This window comes from Novosphingobium humi (genome assembly GCF_028607105.1).
GTDB lineage: Bacteria > Pseudomonadota > Alphaproteobacteria > Sphingomonadales > Sphingomonadaceae > Novosphingobium > Novosphingobium humi.
In genome coordinates, this window is sequence record NZ_CP117417.1 from 3,388,055 (window position 1) to 3,406,739 (window position 18,685).

At 54.2% G+C, this 18,685-nt stretch carries 15 protein-coding genes, 2 pseudogenes and 1 other annotated feature; of the genes and pseudogenes, 6 read left to right on the plus strand and 11 right to left on the minus strand.

Annotated features, from left to right (window positions below):
• The 3 genes from rfaE1 to PQ457_RS15845 are packed head-to-tail and all read left to right on the plus strand — an operon-like array spanning nucleotide 1 to nucleotide 4,145.
• Entirely contained in the window at nucleotides 1-1,425 is a 1,425-nt protein-coding gene (gene rfaE1 / locus PQ457_RS15835; RefSeq protein ID WP_273617742.1) for a D-glycero-beta-D-manno-heptose-7-phosphate kinase, read from the plus strand.
• Nucleotides 1,426-1,439: 14 nt separating this feature from the next.
• A complete protein-coding gene (locus PQ457_RS15840) occupies nucleotides 1,440-1,949 on the plus strand; it encodes a D-glycero-alpha-D-manno-heptose-1,7-bisphosphate 7-phosphatase (protein ID WP_273617743.1) in 510 nt (169 codons plus the stop codon).
• A 3-nt stretch (nucleotides 1,950-1,952) separates the two neighbouring features.
• Nucleotides 1,953-4,145 (plus strand): glycosyltransferase, encoded by a 2,193-nt coding sequence (locus PQ457_RS15845; RefSeq protein ID WP_273617744.1) that lies wholly within the window; start codon nucleotides 1,953-1,955, stop codon nucleotides 4,143-4,145.
• Here PQ457_RS15845 and PQ457_RS15850 read toward each other — a convergent pair.
• Nucleotides 4,113-4,523 (minus strand): annotated as a pseudogene (locus PQ457_RS15850) (IS5 family transposase); the annotation flags it as partial. The gene PQ457_RS15845 and the pseudogene PQ457_RS15850 overlap by 33 nt on opposite strands.
• Nucleotides 4,524-4,567: 44 nt before the next feature.
• On the opposite strand from PQ457_RS15850, the gene PQ457_RS15855 reads away from it, so the two are divergent.
• Nucleotides 4,568-5,810 (plus strand): IS3 family transposase gene (locus tag PQ457_RS15855; protein ID WP_420540947.1). Its coding sequence is split into 2 segments (ribosomal slippage): nucleotides 4,568-4,860 and nucleotides 4,859-5,810, totalling 1,245 coding nucleotides; the frame shifts between segments, so codons are not numbered across the junction.
• Nucleotides 4,849-4,979, plus strand: a sequence feature (AL1L pseudoknot). Its footprint overlaps the gene before it by 131 nt.
• A gap of 1 nt (nucleotide 5,811) precedes the next feature.
• On the opposite strand, the gene tnpB is transcribed toward PQ457_RS15855, so the two are convergent.
• The 9 genes from tnpB to PQ457_RS15900 all read right to left on the minus strand — a co-directional run bounded on the left by tnpB (nucleotide 5,812) and on the right by PQ457_RS15900 (nucleotide 16,336).
• Nucleotides 5,812-6,108, minus strand: a complete 297-nt coding sequence (gene tnpB / locus PQ457_RS15860; RefSeq protein ID WP_273617745.1) for an IS66 family insertion sequence element accessory protein TnpB — start codon at nucleotides 6,106-6,108, stop codon at nucleotides 5,812-5,814.
• 44 nt (nucleotides 6,109-6,152) lie between these two features.
• Nucleotides 6,153-6,500, minus strand: a complete 348-nt coding sequence (gene tnpA / locus PQ457_RS15865) for an IS66-like element accessory protein TnpA (protein ID WP_273617746.1) — start codon at nucleotides 6,498-6,500, stop codon at nucleotides 6,153-6,155.
• 197 nt (nucleotides 6,501-6,697) lie between these two features.
• Entirely contained in the window at nucleotides 6,698-7,867 is a 1,170-nt protein-coding gene (locus PQ457_RS15870) for an AGE family epimerase/isomerase (RefSeq protein WP_273617747.1), read from the minus strand.
• A gap of 39 nt (nucleotides 7,868-7,906) precedes the next feature.
• On the minus strand, nucleotides 7,907-9,388 hold the full coding sequence (locus tag PQ457_RS15875) for a glycosyltransferase family 4 protein (RefSeq protein ID WP_273617748.1): 1,482 nt from the start codon (nucleotides 9,386-9,388) through the stop codon (nucleotides 7,907-7,909).
• 75 nt (nucleotides 9,389-9,463) lie between these two features.
• Complete coding sequence (locus PQ457_RS15880) at nucleotides 9,464-12,226, minus strand: glycosyltransferase (RefSeq protein ID WP_273617749.1); 2,763 nt, start codon at nucleotides 12,224-12,226, stop codon at nucleotides 9,464-9,466.
• An 82-nt stretch (nucleotides 12,227-12,308) separates the two neighbouring features.
• Entirely contained in the window at nucleotides 12,309-13,472 is a 1,164-nt protein-coding gene (locus tag PQ457_RS15885; protein WP_273617750.1) for a KpsE/RkpR family capsule polysaccharide export protein, read from the minus strand.
• A gap of 31 nt (nucleotides 13,473-13,503) precedes the next feature.
• Nucleotides 13,504-14,313 (minus strand): ABC transporter permease, encoded by an 810-nt coding sequence (locus tag PQ457_RS15890; RefSeq protein ID WP_273617751.1) that lies wholly within the window; start codon nucleotides 14,311-14,313, stop codon nucleotides 13,504-13,506.
• Nucleotides 14,314-14,366: 53 nt separating this feature from the next.
• Nucleotides 14,367-15,464: a hypothetical protein gene (locus PQ457_RS15895; RefSeq protein WP_273617752.1), complete on the minus strand. Its 1,098-nt coding sequence runs from the start codon at nucleotides 15,462-15,464 to the stop codon at nucleotides 14,367-14,369.
• A 2-nt stretch (nucleotides 15,465-15,466) separates the two neighbouring features.
• Entirely contained in the window at nucleotides 15,467-16,336 is an 870-nt protein-coding gene (locus PQ457_RS15900) for an FkbM family methyltransferase (RefSeq protein ID WP_273617753.1), read from the minus strand.
• A 143-nt stretch (nucleotides 16,337-16,479) separates the two neighbouring features.
• Here PQ457_RS15900 and PQ457_RS15905 point away from each other — a divergent pair, with 143 nt between their 5' ends.
• Both PQ457_RS15905 and PQ457_RS22270 read left to right on the plus strand, forming a co-directional pair.
• On the plus strand, nucleotides 16,480-17,142 hold the full coding sequence (locus tag PQ457_RS15905) for an ABC transporter ATP-binding protein (protein ID WP_273617754.1): 663 nt from the start codon (nucleotides 16,480-16,482) through the stop codon (nucleotides 17,140-17,142).
• A 91-nt stretch (nucleotides 17,143-17,233) separates the two neighbouring features.
• A pseudogene (locus PQ457_RS22270) lies at nucleotides 17,234-17,667 on the plus strand (IS3 family transposase); the annotation flags it as partial.
• 226 nt (nucleotides 17,668-17,893) lie between these two features.
• Here PQ457_RS22270 and PQ457_RS15915 read toward each other — a convergent pair.
• Nucleotides 17,894-18,649 carry an FkbM family methyltransferase gene (locus tag PQ457_RS15915; protein WP_273617755.1) on the minus strand — a complete coding sequence of 252 codons (756 nt, stop codon included), beginning with the start codon at nucleotides 18,647-18,649 and terminating at the stop codon, nucleotides 17,894-17,896.
• Between the last annotated feature and the right edge of the window lie 36 nt (nucleotides 18,650-18,685).

The window sequence follows — 18,685 nt, forward strand, 5'->3', positions numbered from 1 at the left end:
TTGAACCGTCTGCCCGAAGCCAAGGTAGCCGTTATCGGTGACGTCATGATCGACGTCTATCTGAAGGGCATCATCGAGCGGATTTCGCCTGAGGCTCCTGTTCCGGTTGTACGCGCCAAAAGCCAGAATGCGGTGCCTGGAGGCGCCGCCAATGTTGCTGCGAATATTGTCGCGCTGGGGGCCCAGGCGATCCTGGTGGGCGTGATCGGCCCGGATGGCGCTGACCTGTGTCACGCCTTGGAAAGCTTGGGCTTGTCGCATGTGGATGGCCTAGTGGTTGATGAGAGCCGCCGCACCATTCGCAAGCAGCGCATCATGGCCGGCCAGCAAGTTGTCCGTATCGATTTTGAAGACACGCATGAGCTGAGCAAAGACATTGAGGCAAAAGTGATCGCCCATGCATTGCGCGCGATTGACAATGTCGAGGCCGTCATCCTGTCTGATTATGGCAAGGGCGTTTTGACCCCCGCCGTGGTCAAGGCCATCAATGCCCATGCCCGGGCGCAAAACAAACCAGTGATCGTGGACCCCAAACAGCGCGATCTCTCCTGGTATCGCGGCGCGACCCTGATAACACCCAATCGCGCAGAGTTGACCGCCGCGACAGGGTTGCCTTGCGAAAGCGACGAGCAGGCGGCCAAGGCTGCAAAGGCGGCTCAGATAGCGTTTGACGGCGACATTTTGCTGACGCGCTCGGAAAAAGGTCTGTCCTATTATCCGCGCGAGGGCGAGGTTGCGCACCAACCGACCCGCGCCCGCGAAGTCTTTGATGTATCGGGCGCAGGCGACACTGTTGTCGCAACACTGGCCACGGCATTGGCGGTAAAGGCCGATTTTGCCGAAGCGATGAATTTTGCCAATCATGCGGCGGGTATTGTCGTTGCCAAGGCCGGCACGGCGACCACCACTCTGGAGGAATTGCGCGAAGCCATCGAATTGAGCGATGGGCACAGTCTCACAGGCGGCGCTCTGGTTGAGCGTCACGTAGCTGCGGCAATGTGTCGTCATTGGCAAAGGCAGGGTTTGAAGGTCGGCATGGCCAATGGCTGTTTCGATCTTATTCACCCCGGTCACATTGCCCTGATCCGCCAGGCGTCAGAAGCTTGCGACAAGCTTATCATGGCCCTTAACACCGACGCCTCGGTGTCTCGCGTGAAAGGCCCGACGAGACCGGTGCAAAAGGAGGCCGCGCGCGCTCAGGTCATCGGGGCGGTCAAGGGTGTCGACCTTGTCGTGCTGTTCGACGAGGAAACGCCGCTTGAATTGATAGAGGCTCTCCAGCCTGACGTGCTGGTCAAGGGGGCGGACTATACGGTTGAAACCGTGGTTGGCGCCGACATCGTGCTGGCGCGTGGGGGCCGTGTGGTGCTGGCTGATCTGATTGCCGGTCAATCCACGACGCGATTGATCCGAGACATGGCATGAACAGAGCAGAAGACTTGCGCCCCATCGCTTTCTTCGACCGTGACGGGGTGTTGAACCGAGACACCGGCTATGCGCACAAGATCGAAGCGTTGCAATGGGTCGAGGGTGTGTTTGAAACCATGGCGCGGCTGAAAGAGAGCGGATACCGGGTGGTGGTGGTCACCAATCAGTCTGGTGTGGCCAGAGGCTTTTATACCGAAGCCGATGTTCTGGCGCTGCACGAATGGATGGCGGCCCGCATTGCGCTGCACGGCGGGACGGTCGATGCCTTCTATTACTGTCCCTACCATCCAGAAGCCGTCGATCCGGCCTATCGCCAGGATCACCCGGACCGGAAGCCTAGACCGGGCATGCTTCTCAAGGCACTTGCCCGATTTCCCACTGACATTTCGCGCAGCTTCATGATCGGCGATCAGGCCACCGATATGCAGGCTGCCCAAGCAGCGCAAATTCAAGGGCACCTGTTTCGCGGCGGGCGTTTGGACGATTTCGTCAATGAGGTGTTGTCGCAAAGGGTCGGCTGAACCATGGCGTTCGAATTGGGAGACCTGCTCTGCTTCTGGCCTTTTGCGCGCGGTCGGGCCCGTCCATGGGTGCGTGCGGGCAACGCCTCCCGGGATAAGGGTGACTGGGCCTGTGCTGCGGCTAATTATCGTCGCGCTACGCAAATTGAACCGGGACGACGAGCGATCTGGGTTCAGTTGGGACACATGGAGAAAGAAGCTGGCGCGGTGCCGCAGGCACTCGAAGCTTATCGCCAAGCTAGCTATTTGCCAGCAAACGATGGTGACGCCCCGTTTCACTTAGGGCTGTTGGCCCGCGCCTTGGGCGATATGGAAACGGCTCGCACGGCGTTTGATCAGGCCCTGCTGGAAAACCATTTGCACCAGGACGCCGGGCGGGAAAGGCTGGCGCTCGCGCATTTACCTTCCGCTCTGAGTGCTAATGCCCGCGAAAGGGCAGCCATGCTGTGCGGGCAGGAACAGGACCGCATGAATGCCCACGGCGCTGCTTCGACGATTCTTTTCGACGTCTCAGATCTGATTACATATTTCCGTCACGCGCGCCTGCCCACCGGCATTCAGCGCGTTCAGATAGAAATTATCACTGAAGCTCTGAAAAACCAGCCCTATGCCCAAATATGCACTTTTATTGATGGCGCAGGATATTGGGCGGCCATTCCTCCTGAGCTTTTCCAATCCTTGTCGAGCATGGCGGTGACAAGTGGCGATAGCCTTGATCCAGAATGGCTGAACCTGATTGAGACCTTGACGGCTGTACTGACTACCGCTCTTCAGCCTCGCTTTACAAAAAGCATGTGGTTCGTCAATTTGGGCACATCATGGCAGTATCGGAACTATTTTTTGCATCTTCGGGATTTACAGCGGAGGTTTGCGATACGCTATGTGCCTTTTGTGCATGATCTTATCCCGTTTATGGCGCCGCAGTTCTGTGTTGACGAGGTTGTTCGAGATTTTCATAACTGGATCTCAGGCGTGTTCAATCATGCCTTCGCATTTCTGACCAATTCGTATTCGACTCAGGCTGATCTTGTGAAAGTGGCTGCTCATTATGGCCATCGTCTGAACGAAAACCGTATTGCCGTAATTGCACTTGATGCTGATTTTCGTCACCACAATTCTTTAAAATTATCTTCAAGTAAACTTGCGCGGTGGGATCTTTCTCCAGAACGCTATGCTTTATTCGTTTCAACGATTGAAGTCAGAAAAAATCATCTACTTGCCTTGGAAGGTTGGAAAGAACTGATCCGGTGTTACGGCGTCAAAGCGGTTCCGGATCTCGTCTGCGTGGGGCGCAAAGGATGGCTGAGCGACGAGGTGTTTCGGATAATTCATGATAACCCGGAGCTTGCATCTAAAGTTAAGATACTGTCCGACATATCCGATGATATTCTTTCTCTTCTGTATCATAACTGCTGCTTTACTATTTATCCCAGCCACTATGAAGGCTGGGGTCTCCCTGTCACCGAATCGCTGTGTTACGGCAAAGTACCCGTTGTCAGCCGATGTTCATCTCTGCCTGAAGCTGGAGGCGATTTCGCACTTTACATCGAGCCCAGTGACGTATCCGATTTCTTCAGTGCTGTCGAAAGTCTATGGTTCGACGAAGAAATACGCAAATCCTTGGAACAAAGAATTGTTAAGCAATTCAAACCACGCAACTGGAAAGACATTGCGGAGGAGGTCAGTCAGGCCCTTTTGAAATTCGAACATGCCCTTCCCAAAGCTGTCACAGCTTATTGTCCATCGATCCGCCCGGGAACGCTATATCGACTGGCACGCCTTCAAACGACGCCTCCCGTGCCGCATGCGGCGGATGGCGAGGGTCTGCGGTTTGGGAAGGCATGGGAAGATCCGGACGATGAAGGATGCCCAATCAAACCTGAAGGCGCTGAAGTGATGGCAATTGTGGAGGCAGGCGAATCTGCGCTTTGGCTCTGCCTACGACTGGAAGGAACGACCGATCATGGGCTGGAGGGACAAATCGTCATGAATGGCCAAAGCAAGAGTTTCGCGCTAAAAGCGAGAGAAAAGCGCTGGTTCGCTTTGCCCATTGAACCGGGCCAACTGTATTTCTCGATCAAAGACACTGCCAACTCAGCAATCTGCAGCCTCCGCTTGAGTTACCTGATGGTGGTTGAAGCGTTGCCGCAGAATGCTGCTGATCTAGGCCATAGACTCATAAACGCGGAGCCATAGCCGCATTGAGGCGAGCTGGGCCATTGCGAGGAAGTTTTCGGCCAGTTTGTCTTAGCGGATGGAAACCCGGCGGAAGTGCTTCAACTTCGCGAAGAAGCGCTCGATCAGGTTCCGTTGGCGATAGAGCCAAGTACTGAAGTACGGCTTTGATCGGCGGTTGGATTTCGGCGGGATATTGGCAAAAGCTCCCTTCTCGCGAAGGGACGCCCGGATGCGATCGACATCGTAGACTTTGTCCGCGAGCATGATCGTTCCAGCGCCAACATGATCGAGCCTTGCATCAGCGGCTTGGCCGTCATGGCTTTGCCCCGCCGTCAGGCTCAGCCGGATCGGGAGGCCTTGCCCATCGACGACCGCATGGATTTTGGTTGAACCGCCCCACGTTTGCCGGAGGCTCCAACTCTTGAGTAGAAGGAGCCGATATGAGCAAGACAACGAACAAGTTTGCCCCGGAGGTGCGGGAGCGGGCGATCCGGATGGTGCTGGATCACGAGCGGGATTATCCGTCCCGCTGGGCCACTGTGGTGTCGATAGCAGAGAAGATTGGCTGCTCACCGCCCACGCTGCATGAATGGGTAAAGAAGGCTGAAGTCGACAGCGGCAAGCGTGCAGGCGTGCCGACCGAGATGGCCGAGAAGCTCAAGGCACTGGAGCGGGAGAACCGAGAGCTGCGCCAAGCCAATGAGATTCTTCGCAAGGCGTCAGCATATTTTGCCCAGGCGGAGCGAGCCAAAAAACTTGTTGGCGCCCGTTCCGCAAATGATCGCTTTTATCGACGATCACCGCGATGCCTATGGGGTCGAGCCGATCTGCAGGGTTCTGCCGATTGCCCCTTCCACCTACCACGAGCGTGTTGCCCAACGCCGGGATCCATCGCGGCTGTCAGCCCGTGCCCAAAGCGATCTGGCGCTAAAACCGGAGGTCCTGCGCGTTTTTGCCGAGAACTTCGGCGTTTACGGTGTTCGCAAGGTGTGGCGGCAGATGCGACGTGAAGGCTTTGCCGTTGCCCGATCAACGGTGGCTCGACTGATGCGTGACCTAGGCCTTCAAGGGGTGATCCGGGGTAAACCGGTGCGCACCACTGTCAGCGACAGGGCTGTCCCATGTCCACTCGATCACGTGAACCGGCAATTTTACGCGCCAGCCCCGAACATGCTCTGGGTTTCCGATTTCACCTACGTGGCCACTTGGGCGGGGTTCGTTTACGTTGCCTTCGTCATCGACACATACGCACGCCGGATAGTAGGCTGGCGAGCCAGTAAAACGGCGCATGCCAGCTTTGTACTGGATGCACTGGAACAGGCCATCCATGAGAGACGACCTGTCCATCGCGGCGGGCTCATTCATCATAGCGACCGCGGGTCGCAATACGTATCCATTCGCTACACCGAACGCTTGGCTGAAGCCGGGATCGAGCCATCAGTCGGCAGTGTGGGCGACAGTTATGACAATGCCTTGGCTGAGACAATCAACGGCCTCTACAAAGCCGAGGTAATCCATCAGCGAGGACCTTGGCGGTCCTTCGAAGCGGTTGAATTTGCTACGCTGGAATGGGTCGAATGGTTCAACAATCGGCGATTGCTCGAACCCATCGGCAATATCCCGCCTGCTGAAGCCGAAGAACGATATTACGCCATGCTGGACGATCAACCTATGGCGGCCTAACTTAAACCAAATAGCCTCCGGCAAACGTGGGGCGGTTCAGGTTCCGCCAGTCGATACCTTCCAGCAAGCAGGCCAATTGTGCGGGCGTCAGTGACACGATGCCATCCTTGGCCGAGGGCCAGATGAAGCGACCTTTCTCCAACCGCTTGGCATAGAGCGACATACCGACGCCGTCGTGCCAGATGATTTTGATCAGCGCGCCGGCCCGCCCGCGGAACACGAAAAGATCACCGCCATGAGGATTGCGACCCAGCCCTTGCTGCACCTGCAGGGCCAAACCCTGCATGCCTTTGCGCATATCCGTGTGCCCCATCGCAATCCATACCCGCGCCGTCGAAGGGATCACCGCAGGGCCTTCAACGTTGCTGCCACCAGCGCCGCAGGTGCGGACGGGAAGACCGTCATGCGCACCTTGCCGCTCACTTCCACCACGATGGCGGGCGATGATCCCGAAACCGGAAGCCCAGCATCGCCAACATCGACCACCGCCTCGGCGAACTCGGGCCCTGCGATCTGAGGACGCAGCTTGTTCCGCCAAGTGTAGATCCGTGCCGTCGAAATATCATGCCGCCGCGCAACGTCGGCAACGCACGCACCCGGTGCCCCGGCCTCTGCCAGAATCCGCAGCCGTTCCTCGTCAGTCCAGCGCCGACGACGCTCGGGCCCGTGCATAACCGTAATCTGCCGCATCCACCGCTCCTGAGTGCGCTCTCGAGAGCGTCCTTAAAAGCGTTCGCTCAGCGCCAAACAAGGCGGGGCACGCCGGATGGATACCATCCCGCCCGCCGAGGCCGAGGCAAACTACTATGCAGCCATAGAGACCCTCGATAGGGTTGCGTGAGTCAATTGAAAATGCCTCCGGGAAAGCCGGAGCGGTTCATGGCAGGTCAATGAGTATAATTTTGGGGAAGTTCAAGCAAATGATCGATACCGGTCACAATATGATAAAGTGAACTGGCGGGAACGGCTTCATTGACGAATTGCCCGGATACTGCATTGCACCGCTCAAACCATAGACCTTTGGTTGGAACGTTGAGAAAATGCTGCAATTTATCAAGTGGTGCTGATCCCGGCTCGCTCCTTGTTTCGGGGACGAAGTCAGCGCAGTGAGTTGATTGAGCTCGCAACCATTCCGTAATGACCCAGATTCTGCAAAATTCGTCCGCAACTGACCCATCCGGGCGCACCTCGGCATAGGGCAGACCTTGCGCGGAAAAACCGTGTTGAAATGCCTTGCGAGCCAGCTTTTCAGAAAGGTCGGGCACAACAAGTCCGGCATTGGCACATTCACCCAAAAGCCAGGCCCATTCGAAATGATGCCCCGGTTCGAATATTCTGCGATCGATATTTGTGCACGGCTGCCAATCATCTTCAAAATATTCGAAAAGGCATTCGGAATCTGATGACCAGAATCGGGCCGACATCAAATCCAGAATTGTCTGTGCAACATCGCGAAATGCCGATTCCGCTGATAACGGCAACCAAGCCAGACATGCTTCTAGCAAATGCATGTGAGGATTTTGGCGACGCGGAAGGGCAGGGGGGAGGCCCTCCTGATATCCGCCTGCTTCATGCCAGAGTTGTGTCTGAATGAAGGTCAGGATTCGCAAAGCCTCGTCGCGCAGGTTGGTGTCACGCGTGCGGCCAAAGGCCGCCGCCAGCGCGAAAACCGTAAAGGCCAAGTCATAGAGGTCGCGTCGTTCATCCAACTTTTGCCCGTCAATCGTAACAGACCGAACAAAGCCACCCTCTGAGTGTCGGAGTTTGTCGAAAAGGAAATTAATCCCATGCTCCATCGCATCTTGAGCGCCCGACACGCCCAACGTGCTCAGGCGAGAAAAAACGAAAATCTGTCGGCATGTAACCCTTAGTCTTTTGAATTCTGAAGAATTTTTTGCATCTCCCATAGATAGGCTATCGTAATAGCCGCCACGCTGCCTATCTACACCGCGATCAAGCCAGATTGCAGCCGCCGGCCCCGTCAACCAATCATACATGCCTTGGCCCTTGGTGCCTGCAAAAGCGATACTCTGATGATCAGGCCGATCTTTATTCACGAGTAAAATCCTTAAAATTCAGACTATGAGATAGCGGCCTCATCCGCGTTTCGGCCAGTTGGAAATTAGACTTTTCGTCAAATACCGTCGCCATCCGCGTCCGCACTGCCGCCGCACCACCAGTGGGACACGACAAATAAAGCGAAAGATGCGAACCATCCAATTGCCGTTATCAAGCAGATAGAAGCCGTCGACCTTTTCAATTAATCGATCAGTCAACCAGCTATGCGGGATAACATATCCTTGAATTGCACCGGCTGCATCAAGCCTTTCACGATCACTTTTTTGCATTTTACCGTCATAGTCGCCTAATAAAGATATCAAATTCTGCGCTGGGCCGCGCAGGACGGGTGCCTGCGCCGCATCTGTGAACAGCCGGAGCAGGCGGGATGCTTGCCCGGCATAGGACATATCCTGCAACCGCCTGCGTCCCTTTGCTCCCATTGCAGAGCGTAAATCGGGATCGTCAATCAAGACCCTCAATGCTCGGGACAGCGCGTATGGGTCGCCCGGATCACACAATAATCCCTCCTGCCCATCATTGATCATGTCAGGTATGCCGCCAATCCGGCTAGCCACGATCGGCAGGCCGCTTGCCATGGCCTCCATCAGGCAGACCGGCTGATTTTCTTCCCAGATCGACGGGAGCACAACAACATCAGCTCGGGCATAGTTCTGGGGCATGTCGGACGGTGCTTGACGCCCTCTCCATATGATGCGCTCCGTCAGGCCTAATTGATCGGCTTTGTCACGGTAGGTTTGCTCCTGCGAACCCGTTCCGATAATTTCCAAGTCGATATCGGTATCTGCAAGGAGCGCGAGGGCTTGCAGCAGGATATCAACGCCCTTGTGGGTGCCCAAATAGCCGACATACAACAGACGTACTGGGGGGACCGGTCGATCAGGCCTTTCACGGGGCGCAAACCGCTGTAGGTCCATTCCATTGGGAATGACCGCAATGCGCCCATCGTCCAGCCCCGCCTTTTGATATTGCCTTGCGATGAAGGGGCTGGGCGCGATAAATTTATCGACGTGGTCAAACGCGAGCGAGAACAGGCCCTTGCGCAGACGAAGCGGCATTCTAGCCCCTGCCGTATCGTTTCCTGCAGGTAGGCAGACCCGACACGCATCATAATCCTTACAAGTCCGTCCATCGGGGCGCAGCAACGTGTTGTTGAGGCAGAAACCCCAAAAATCATGCAGCGTCACAAACACCCTTGCACCAAATTCGGCCGCGAGAATTGGCAGACGCACGGAAAGACCCATGAGATTGTGGCAATGCACAACATCAGGACGAAATTCACGTAACACAGCAGAGAAATGCTGATCCACCGCAGGATGCAGGAAATTTAAGTGTTGCGGATCGTAATCCTGCTGCATCGTATTGATGCGGTGCACCTGAACGCCGTCGCGTGTTTCCCGGCAGATCGCGAGATGCTCACCCGGTCCATTCAGGTCGCCGACAAATGCGGCGACCTCATGCCCTTGGGCCAACATTTGGCGTGCCAGTTCATGCGCCACAAGTTCAGCCCCCCCCACAAAGCGGGGGGGGTATACATTGGTGCAAATAAGTATCCGCATTCTTGTATTCCCGCGTCAGTCACGGAAATGTCTAATGATGCCATCAAGCAATTCAGAACTCTGAAACGCCGTGCAATATTCGTAACCAGCAACGCAGTGATTAAAGTGATATCGTTCCTGATAGTTGCATGGAGCGCATGCTGGGTGATTTGCCATGATCGTAGGGTTGGCGCCGGGATGCAGGATGCCCTCTTTCATATCCCGGCTTAACACCAACACGAAGTCATCGCGCAGGAATTGCGCAATATGAGAAGTGAAACTGTCCGTAGTCAGCAAGTTATCCGCGTACTTGATAATACGAAACGTTTCCATCAGGTTAGGCAAACTCTTGGCTTCAACACCGCTCGTCTCATAAGACTGCCACCACGCGCTGTCGTTTTGAATATAGCACGTGAAAAAGTCTCCACCTAAAGCGATGTTAAGAGCTTTATAAAATTGGGGTGAAATCGTCTGGAATGATTTGCCTGTGGGGAAAGCGGCATTGCCGGAATATTGAGTTCGTTCGCTTTCCAACGTCGATGCATCGACAAATTCAGCAAAGATCTGGCGCATCTCTTTTAATGATCGCTTGATCTGAGCCATGAAGGTCAACGGATAGATGCCGTTTTTCAGCGCGAGAGGCAGCCAAACACGATAGCCGATATAGCCAGGCGTCGCCTCTGCCCAATTGTTCCGGTGATAGAGCAGTCGTTCTGAGACGGCCAGTCGAACCCTGCCTGCAAAAGACAGATCAGCCCCATTGCGTGGAAAAGTCTTTTGCTGGTCAAGAGCTTCGACCCAATTCATATACCAGTCACGCCCGATATAAGTTCCCCACCACTGCTTCGAATTTTCCGGGGGCATCGGTGTAAATATCGGACTGATGTGTTCAGGCGGGCGGCCACGATGGATTTTTAGGCCAAAGGGCTCAAAGAATCTAGCAGCCAGATCACCCAGAATAGGCTGCACATGGATAGCACAACCGGGTGCACAAATTTCTACGCCATTGCTCAACAAGGCGTATAATCCGGCCCACAACATCATGTTATCGCCCAGTCCAACGTGTGACAAATCGATCATGCGCAGACGATGGTCGGGGATCAACTGATTACGGAGCGAACGACCTAGCCACTTATAGGGCTTGCTGACCTGTTCAAATGCCTTGACTGCAAAACGGGTTGAACGTCGTTTAGGAGGATGGCGACGCGCTGCGCTGGGCAAAATCGGCAATGGTGCCGGATCTGGGAAATTGCCGCGGTTGAAAGACATCATTTTCTGCGAAAGCATGCCCAGCAGGATTTGCATGCTTTTCAAGTCGTTCAGCGGCACGGAGTTGGTTCCGCGCACGTCCCCGATTTCAAATTGGTCAAAGATCTGTTTCCAAGCCGCGCCAACATCTTGCGCGACGATGTCTTCAACCACGCGACGCGCCTCCGCGCCAAGGCGTCTGCGCTCATCGACATCTTTCAAAAGCTTAACTGCTTCCTTTGCCATGTCCTCAATGGCACCTTGGGGCACGACGATATGCCCCTTTTCGCGGCGCAGATATTCCAAATGCGGCAGATCAAAGAGGATGGTCGGCACGCCATGCGCCCAGACTTCGCCCAATACCATAGGATATCCCTCGAATTCCGAGGTCATGACATGGATCGATGCCTGAGCGATATATTTCGAAACGTTCTTCTGATAGCCGGTGAAATGCACATTTCCTGCGATACCCAAGGCATCTACATATTCACGTGCCCAATCCAGATCCGGCCCTCCCCCTACGATAACCAATCGCGCATCCGGCATCTCGGCCAGCACGAGCGGAAACATCTGAAGAACTTGATCGATGCGCTTTTGGTGCCTCTCGGCGCGAGCAACCCAGATGAGAGTTTTGCCTTCAAGGGGAGCGGTTTCTTTGGGAAGGTGCTCAAAAGTCAGCGGATTATGAACAAGTTTGGCAGGAACACCCCAAGTATCAAACCATGCCTTATCAACATTACTGAGAACCCCCACAAGATCGGCGTTCTTATACCCAAGAAATCTAAGGTAAGCCAAAGAAAGATCATCAACGCTGTTTATGCCGGCGTCAAACGAGTTGTGCCAACCCAAAACAGTTCCAATGCCCAAACTCTTTGCGACCAGAATATCCCAGATCGAAGATATTTCATACCACTGGTTGGTGATGAATAGATCAATTTTTTCTTGGGTAAGAATGTCGGCCAGCGCGCGCCCACGGGGGCGATAATTGTTGTTTGCCATCATCCGCTCAGGGATAATAAAGCGCGGAACATCTTCCCCGTACTCATAGTCATTGAGCGGGTCTGGCGCCTGATCAGTGATCAGGATGACATTGTATCCCATATTTCGCCAAATTTGTATTTGGCGGGCGGTAACTCGCTCGGTTCCACCATTGTTCATCCGCCAATAATAAACCGCAATATTTCGAATTTTCCGTGGCGTCGCAGCAGAAATTTTTTCTTCACTCAGCCGCTTGAAAAACTGAATATCGTTGAAACGCTCCCGACTGGCGTCGAGAATGAATTCCAAGTCAACTTCAGCAAGGCTGGCGGCTGTCTGGCGGCCCTGTTTCTTATGCAAAATGCCATGCATAACGATTTCGCGACGCTCTGCCGAATTGGCGAAGTCTGCCATCACCTGCATCGGATCGACGCCGCGCTGCAATGCAGAAACGTGATGGCGCAAGCCTTCTTCATCCGGCTCACGTCCGAGAACCGTCTGATAAAGCATTCTTACGTAGGCTTCGTGCGAAGGAGTGGAACCCACATCAGCAGTTGCCTTATTCGAAGTCATAGCGAATTAACCCCTTACCAATACTCTTTCACGAGCATCGGGATATGACCGAAACATGCCGAACTGGTCTGTGCCGATCCGTTCAAAGACTGTGTTCTTTAACGCCCGCCCACAGCAGCCAACCGATCGCATAAGCAAAAAACAGCGAGATCAGCACGGTGAGGATCGTTTCCCCGCGCTTGGGAAATTCTGACTTTACCGGCAGGTTAGGATTGACCACCCGGATCAGATAAAGCTGCTTGCGCTTGGCCTCGGCTTTTGCCTGCTCGAACTGTGCCGCCGCAGCAGTATAGGTCTTTGCAACCTGCTCCCGCTGGATAACCAGTTGTTCATAATCACTCAATCGGCTTGCGACCGAATGATCGGGACCGGCAATTTTGCCGCTTTGACCTGCAACCTGACTTTCCAATGCCTGCACTTGCCGCGCCATGGCAATGTATTGCGGGCTGTTATGAGCAACAACCCCCTCCATCGCTTGCAATCGAGCCTTTGCCTGAACGAGATTAGCGGTCAGCGCGGAGACCAGATTAACCTGGGCTTTGCCGGTGCTTTCCGGATCGATATCCGCATTGACGCGCCGATATCCGGTCAGTTTGCCTTGAATGGCAAGCAACTGGCGGCTAGCCTCTTCCAACTCGCGCTGAGAATTGGCAACCTGATCGTTGTAGGTCCGCTGATTGATCAGATTGATCTGCTCTTCACCCATTTGGAGCAGGCTGCGCGCCACTCCATAAGAGTCCTGGGGGCGAAAGGTGCGCACGGTCAAATGGACGATACCGCTGGTGTCGTCCTGCTGCATGTTCACCTGATGACGGTAAAATTTAAGCAAGCGTTCCGGGGTGGGCGTGTTGCTCCACAGACGGCTGATCCAATCAGTTCCTTCACGGCGGAAAATTCCCACGAGATCGTTCTGCGAACGCAGACGCGCAACCGCATCGTGCGAAAGCAGGTATTCCTGAACCATATAAGATTCTGAGGTCGTCGCGGAGGAGCCAAAGCTGAAGCCCAGCAATTGCCCAAAACCACCCGAACTGGATCCACTCTCTGCGTGGCGAACAACGAAATCGGCGCTAGATTCATATTGGTCCGACGCGATCAATCCTTCGTAGAGAGCCACTACCAACGTCGGAAGAATCACAATCGCGAGAAACAGTCGGTTAGCCAGAGCAATCGCCTTGAGCCGCCCTGGCCAAGTTGCTGTTCCTTTGCCTTTTTCCCTTGCCTTAGGGAGCGCTACTCCGTGCACGAAACAACCTTTCGGAAAAACAGTCGGACCATTAGGGAACGTGAATGTGCTTGCGCACGCGCCGAATGGCTAGCAGGCCCCAATAGGAAGAAAAAGCCGCAATTGCCACCACGTAACCGGAATTGATATAAGCTCCTGACGCATTGGTGAACTGGCCATAACGTGCCATTTCGAACACGCTCATCATCGGATTCCATGCCATATAGGGCCGCGTCCAAGCGGGCAGTACCGACATCGTGATGAAGGCGCCGCTGACCGGCAAAGCAAAATAGGAAATGGGGTGAGAGAGGCGTCCCACCAGCGGTATGCGATAGGAATAAGCCCCTACCAAGAGGGACAAGGCAAAAGAATACCAAGAGAACAGACATATCGCGCCCATCAAATACAATGGACGAGCCGGCATCTCGGACACTCCTACCATAATCCCGGCTCCCTGCAGTAGAACAAGGGCGGACAGACATCCAATCGTTTCAACCAGAGATTTGGAAAGCATGATGTCGAAAGGCGTGATCATGCGATGGTAAAGAAGCGCTTCAGAACTGTGCAGCGCGCTTTCGGCACGGTTAAATGTATTACGAAAGATAATATATATGCTATATCCGGTCAGCATGAAAGTATAAGGGCTCATGCCGAAATCGCCATGCGGGCTGACGACGGCGTGCAGCATGCTGACGACCGTAGCCAGCATCATCGGTTCCGCAATAACCCAGAGGTAGCCAATATTGGCGCGACCATAGCGCTGCTGCAGTTCGCGCAAAGCCAGCGCCCGCACCACGGAAGCTTGCGTTGAAAGGCCATCAATCAGGATGTCGAGCCAATGCCGCTGGTGCTGCTCACTCATCGCACTTGCACTCCGCTCATCACATGAGTGTTCCCAGAAAGCTCCATCATACCCTAAGCCCGCTGCACAATCAGGACAAAGCTTGCCAAACCGTCCGATCCGATGACGCGGTCAGCGGGCGGAACAAACGATAGCGGCGCGACCGAATAGCCGGCACCAATCAGTCGCAGCGCCCACTGACCAATTTCATTGCGTGACAGCAGTCCGGTCTCCATCGCCAATGTGCTGCTGACAATGCTCTCATCCGCACGATAGCGTAGGCCCAAAATAGCGACCCCGCCTATCTTTAAGCGGCCCAGCCATGCCGTTACCGCAGCAAAGCGTGTTTCCGGCGTTCCGGCAGGATCATGGTGATCTGGCCAAAGAATAAAGTCGTAAAACAACTCACTGGATGGCTCGGGAAGAGGCAGGGACTTGCCGTGCTCATAGATCATCCCTGCCTCAAGCATGGAGCTTTCCACATCTTTGCCGACCGGACCGAGCAAAAGTCCGTCCAGACCGGGGACCAGCACCTCATAAGCTTGCATCGCTGTGAACGTCACAGATTTACGCCACGCCGCGAGCGCCTGGTCGACATCCTGGATGACAATACCCAACTCTGAGAGCTGCGCAAAAGTACAGTCCTGGGAAACGGGTATGGCTAGGGTCGGTGCGCCATAGTGGATGAGTGCGTTGGCAGGTCTGGTTTCACTCGCCGCCAGTTCAAGCGCCATAATGGAGCGCGGAGGCTCAACATAAATGGATGCGCCATCCTCTGGTTCATCCAGAAATATCTCTACCTTTTCCGCTGATATATCGGAGTTGTCGGTAAAATATCCATAAAATGCGTAATTTACATCGCGCAGCGCCACAAATTTTACAGTTACCGAAAGGTCGGTCGGCTCCTCCGCACCAAGATAGAGGCGCGATCCGGCAACCAATGTCGCATTGCCGCCTGTTGATGGTTTATAGGCATGAACGCGGACAGTCAGTTCGCCTTGGGATGACCGCGCCCCGCTCAGTTTGAGCTGATAACTGGCCTGTCCTGGACGAACCTCTACATAATGCGTGTGAAAGCAATATTGCGGATCAGGAGAGCGTCTATTCCCGCCAAAGCCTTCGATGGCGCTGGCATGATCAAAGAAATAGGAGAAAGGATCAATTTCACGCACATTCAGCGCCTAAGAACCAACATAATATCCTCATAGGCGTTGCCCGCCAAAATCTGGGCAATACTTGTCGCCGTAATACCATTGCGCATATCAATATATGCGAGCGAAAACCCACTCTCCACAATGGTTTTGAGAAATCCTTCGGGATCTCGATAGCGCACGGCCGCAAACTCAAGAATGACCGTACGCAAACGCCCGCTGTTCAACAGGCCTTGCAGCCCGTCCCAAACCTGCTCTTCTGCGCCTTCCACATCGATTTTCGCAAATTCGATGTCTTGCCAGTCGGTCCGGCTGTCCAGCCTAGTAGAAGGAATCCTGACGGCGCCTTCAGGTAGGTGATCTGACAACGGCACCATATGGGCGTTCTTGGGTTCGTCCGGCGGAATGATCAAGGCCATCTCGCGATCATTTTCCGCGCTCAGCGCGACTTGATGCACATCAACCCAGGTGGAAAAGCCATTGGCGGACAAGCTTTTGTGCAAAAGACTGACCAGCCTGGGATTTGGCTCAAATGCATGAACTCTGCCCTTGGCGCCCACCAGTTTGCCCATCAGAAGCGTAAAATAGCCGACATTGGCGCCTATATCGGCAACGACCATGCCCGGTCGTACCAGTTCGGCAATCGCCTCGGTGACCCACATTTCCCAATAGCCATCAAGCATCAAATGGGATGCCAATCCGACATCGCGGGTATCAACAAACATTTTGAAATGGCCCAAAGCCCGGCACAACACCGTATTGTCGCCTAAATAGGCGACCTTGCATAGGCCGCGAATGATCGCCTCATTCGATATGCGATCAGCCCTTGAAAGGCTTGAGATAGAGAAAAAATCAAGCCTCCGACCTGATCCGTACAACGGCAGGGACCGCATGAAACGTACAATATGATTCAGTCGCATAGGAGCCGCATAGCAGCACGGTCCAGTCAGGTAAACGCATACTTGAGGGGGCGGCCAATCGCGCTATAACGCGGGGGCATCGTGCCGATCCCCCCGTCGATTTTTGAAGCGTGACCATGATAGAATTCAGAAATGTCTCCAAAATGTACCAGACCCGCGGGCTGACCAGAAGGGTTTTCAGCGACCTTTCCTTTCGCATTGAGGCGGGTGAGAGCTTGGCCGTATGCGGCGCAAACGGCGCGGGCAAATCGACGCTTTTGCGCTTGATCGCGGGGGTTGAACATCCGAGCTCCGGCCATATTGAGCGCAGCATGAGAACCTCTTGGCCAATTGGTTTTGCCAGTTGCTTTGATCGAACCATGACGGGTGCCGACAATGCGAGATTTATCGCACGCATTTACGAGCATGACGAAGAAGAGGTTCTCAATTACGTTGAAGATTTCGCGCAATTGGGCGTATATCTTCGCCAGCCTGTGAGTACGTATTCTTCAGGCATGGTGTCAAGATTGGCGTTTGGCGTTTCTCTTGCAATTTCATTTGATTGTTATTTGGTGGACGAGGTTGCGGCTGCTGGCGACGTGCGTTTTCGTCGCCGTTGCGAAACAGAATTGATGGCCAGGCGGGACAGCGGGACGCTAATTATGACATCGCACGATCCCTATATGCTTGAGCAATATTGCACCCGCGGAGCAGTTCTTTACAGCGGGGCACTGGTATTTTTCGATACCGTTGCCGAGGCCTGCGAAGTTCATCATTCGCTTCAGATGCGCCAAAATTAGGCGGCGTGTGACGTGCTCCCCTGAAATGTGACCGAAATTTGGTAGAGTCTGGCGCAAGGGTCAGACGGGCATGAAGCGCAGCAGACTCAACGACAAGCAGGTCATTCGGTATCGCTCCATGAGACCGGACGATGCGCCCTTGCGGCAGCGGTAACCGAACTGGCGGCTGAACGTCGCCAGTTCGGTTACCGCCGTCTGGGCTATCTGCTGGCGCGGGAGGGCATGACGCCCAACCACAAGAAACTGCTGCGCATCTACCGCGAAGAAGGGCTGCGGGTGCGTCGCCGTGGCGGGGCCAAGCGAGCGCTCGGCACGCGGGCGCCGATGGTGTTGCAGCATGGACCGAACCCGCCGTGATCGCTCGACTTCGTATCCGACAGTCTGGTCTGCGGTCGGCGCTTCCGCATCCTGTGGGTGGCCGACGACTACACGCGGGAATGCTTGGCGCCGGTGGCAGACACGCCGCTGTCCGGTGCGCGGGTCGCAAAGGAACTGACCTCGTTGGCCAATGCCCGGTTCATCCCGGCCGCTTGCCGGCAAAACTACAACAACGTCAGGCCACACTCGACACCGGGCGGGAAGGCCCCCGCCGAAATCGCCGCCCAATGTGTCTGGGAGCATGCCCCCAGACACGTTGCCATCCCATCAAATAACCATCATGAAAGAGCGAGACTCTATCGCTGTTTAGTCCCATCATGTGATGACGATAAATCTACACCATCACATGCTGTGACTAAACACCTGGTCACCATCAAAAAACAAATCGCCCCAAATGCATGTCGCATCGCGTGCGATCACATGGCATATCAAGTTCGGTAGGAAAGGTTTCTTCGCTATCGACGAACTCACCCATATCTTTTCTAAGCAAAGTTACTTCTATAACATTTGGCAGGGGGATCCCGCCGATAACCGTCCACCCACCATAGTTATTACCATGAACATGAACAATATGGTGAGAAGCTGTCAGGTTATAAAGCGCGTTGCGAACACCTTCCATTTTTTCAGGTTGAGAGATCATATTTATGTCATGAATCTCGAAAACCATTTGTGAAAATTTTCTTAGAATCTCATTGGGAATATTCTGAAGGACTGGCCATTCAGCTCCTTCGATATCACACTTCAACAGCATATTATTTTTATCTTGATGCCCATTGCGGATAATCAAATTTTCCAGTGTCTGGACATTTTCTTCAGCCTTCTCGACACCACCGATCCAAACCGGCTCCCAATGGAACAGAGGGTGCTCGACGGGCAGAGCTGCGATCGTAGGATCGTATTGGTAAATCGGAATGCCGTGCTTTACAATATCCAGATCCCAGGAAACATCATCATTTATTCCCAGAGAATATGCCGCATCAATCCCCGAAAAATGATCAATCATTACGTATCCGCCATCAAAATTGCGGCCAATACGTATTGCATTACTCCCAATTAGCTTTTTGGGCCTGAGCACTCTCAACGTGCTCTTTGCCGCCATATGACCCTCTAAAGACTGATCAATAAACATAAAATACACTTCCAGACATAGTCTCTACCCTCAGGG

Excerpts from the sequence above, each read along its gene's own strand:
- PQ457_RS15845 (WP_273617744.1), top strand. The coding sequence starts at position 1,953 with ATGGCGTTCGAATTGGGAGACCTGCTCTGCTTCTGGCCTTTTGCGCGC.
- tnpB (WP_273617745.1), bottom strand. The coding sequence starts at position 6,108 with ATGCGCAAAGGCATGCAGGGTTTGGCCCTGCAGGTGCAGCAAGGGCTG.
- tnpA (WP_273617746.1), bottom strand. The coding sequence starts at position 6,500 with ATGCGGCAGATTACGGTTATGCACGGGCCCGAGCGTCGTCGGCGCTGG.
- PQ457_RS15880 (WP_273617749.1), bottom strand. The coding sequence starts at position 12,226 with ATGACTTCGAATAAGGCAACTGCTGATGTGGGTTCCACTCCTTCGCAC.
- PQ457_RS15890 (WP_273617751.1), bottom strand. The coding sequence starts at position 14,313 with ATGAGTGAGCAGCACCAGCGGCATTGGCTCGACATCCTGATTGATGGC.
- PQ457_RS15900 (WP_273617753.1), bottom strand. The coding sequence starts at position 16,336 with ATGCGGTCCCTGCCGTTGTACGGATCAGGTCGGAGGCTTGATTTTTTC.
- PQ457_RS15905 (WP_273617754.1), top strand. The coding sequence starts at position 16,480 with ATGATAGAATTCAGAAATGTCTCCAAAATGTACCAGACCCGCGGGCTG.
- PQ457_RS15915 (WP_273617755.1), bottom strand. The coding sequence starts at position 18,649 with ATGTTTATTGATCAGTCTTTAGAGGGTCATATGGCGGCAAAGAGCACG.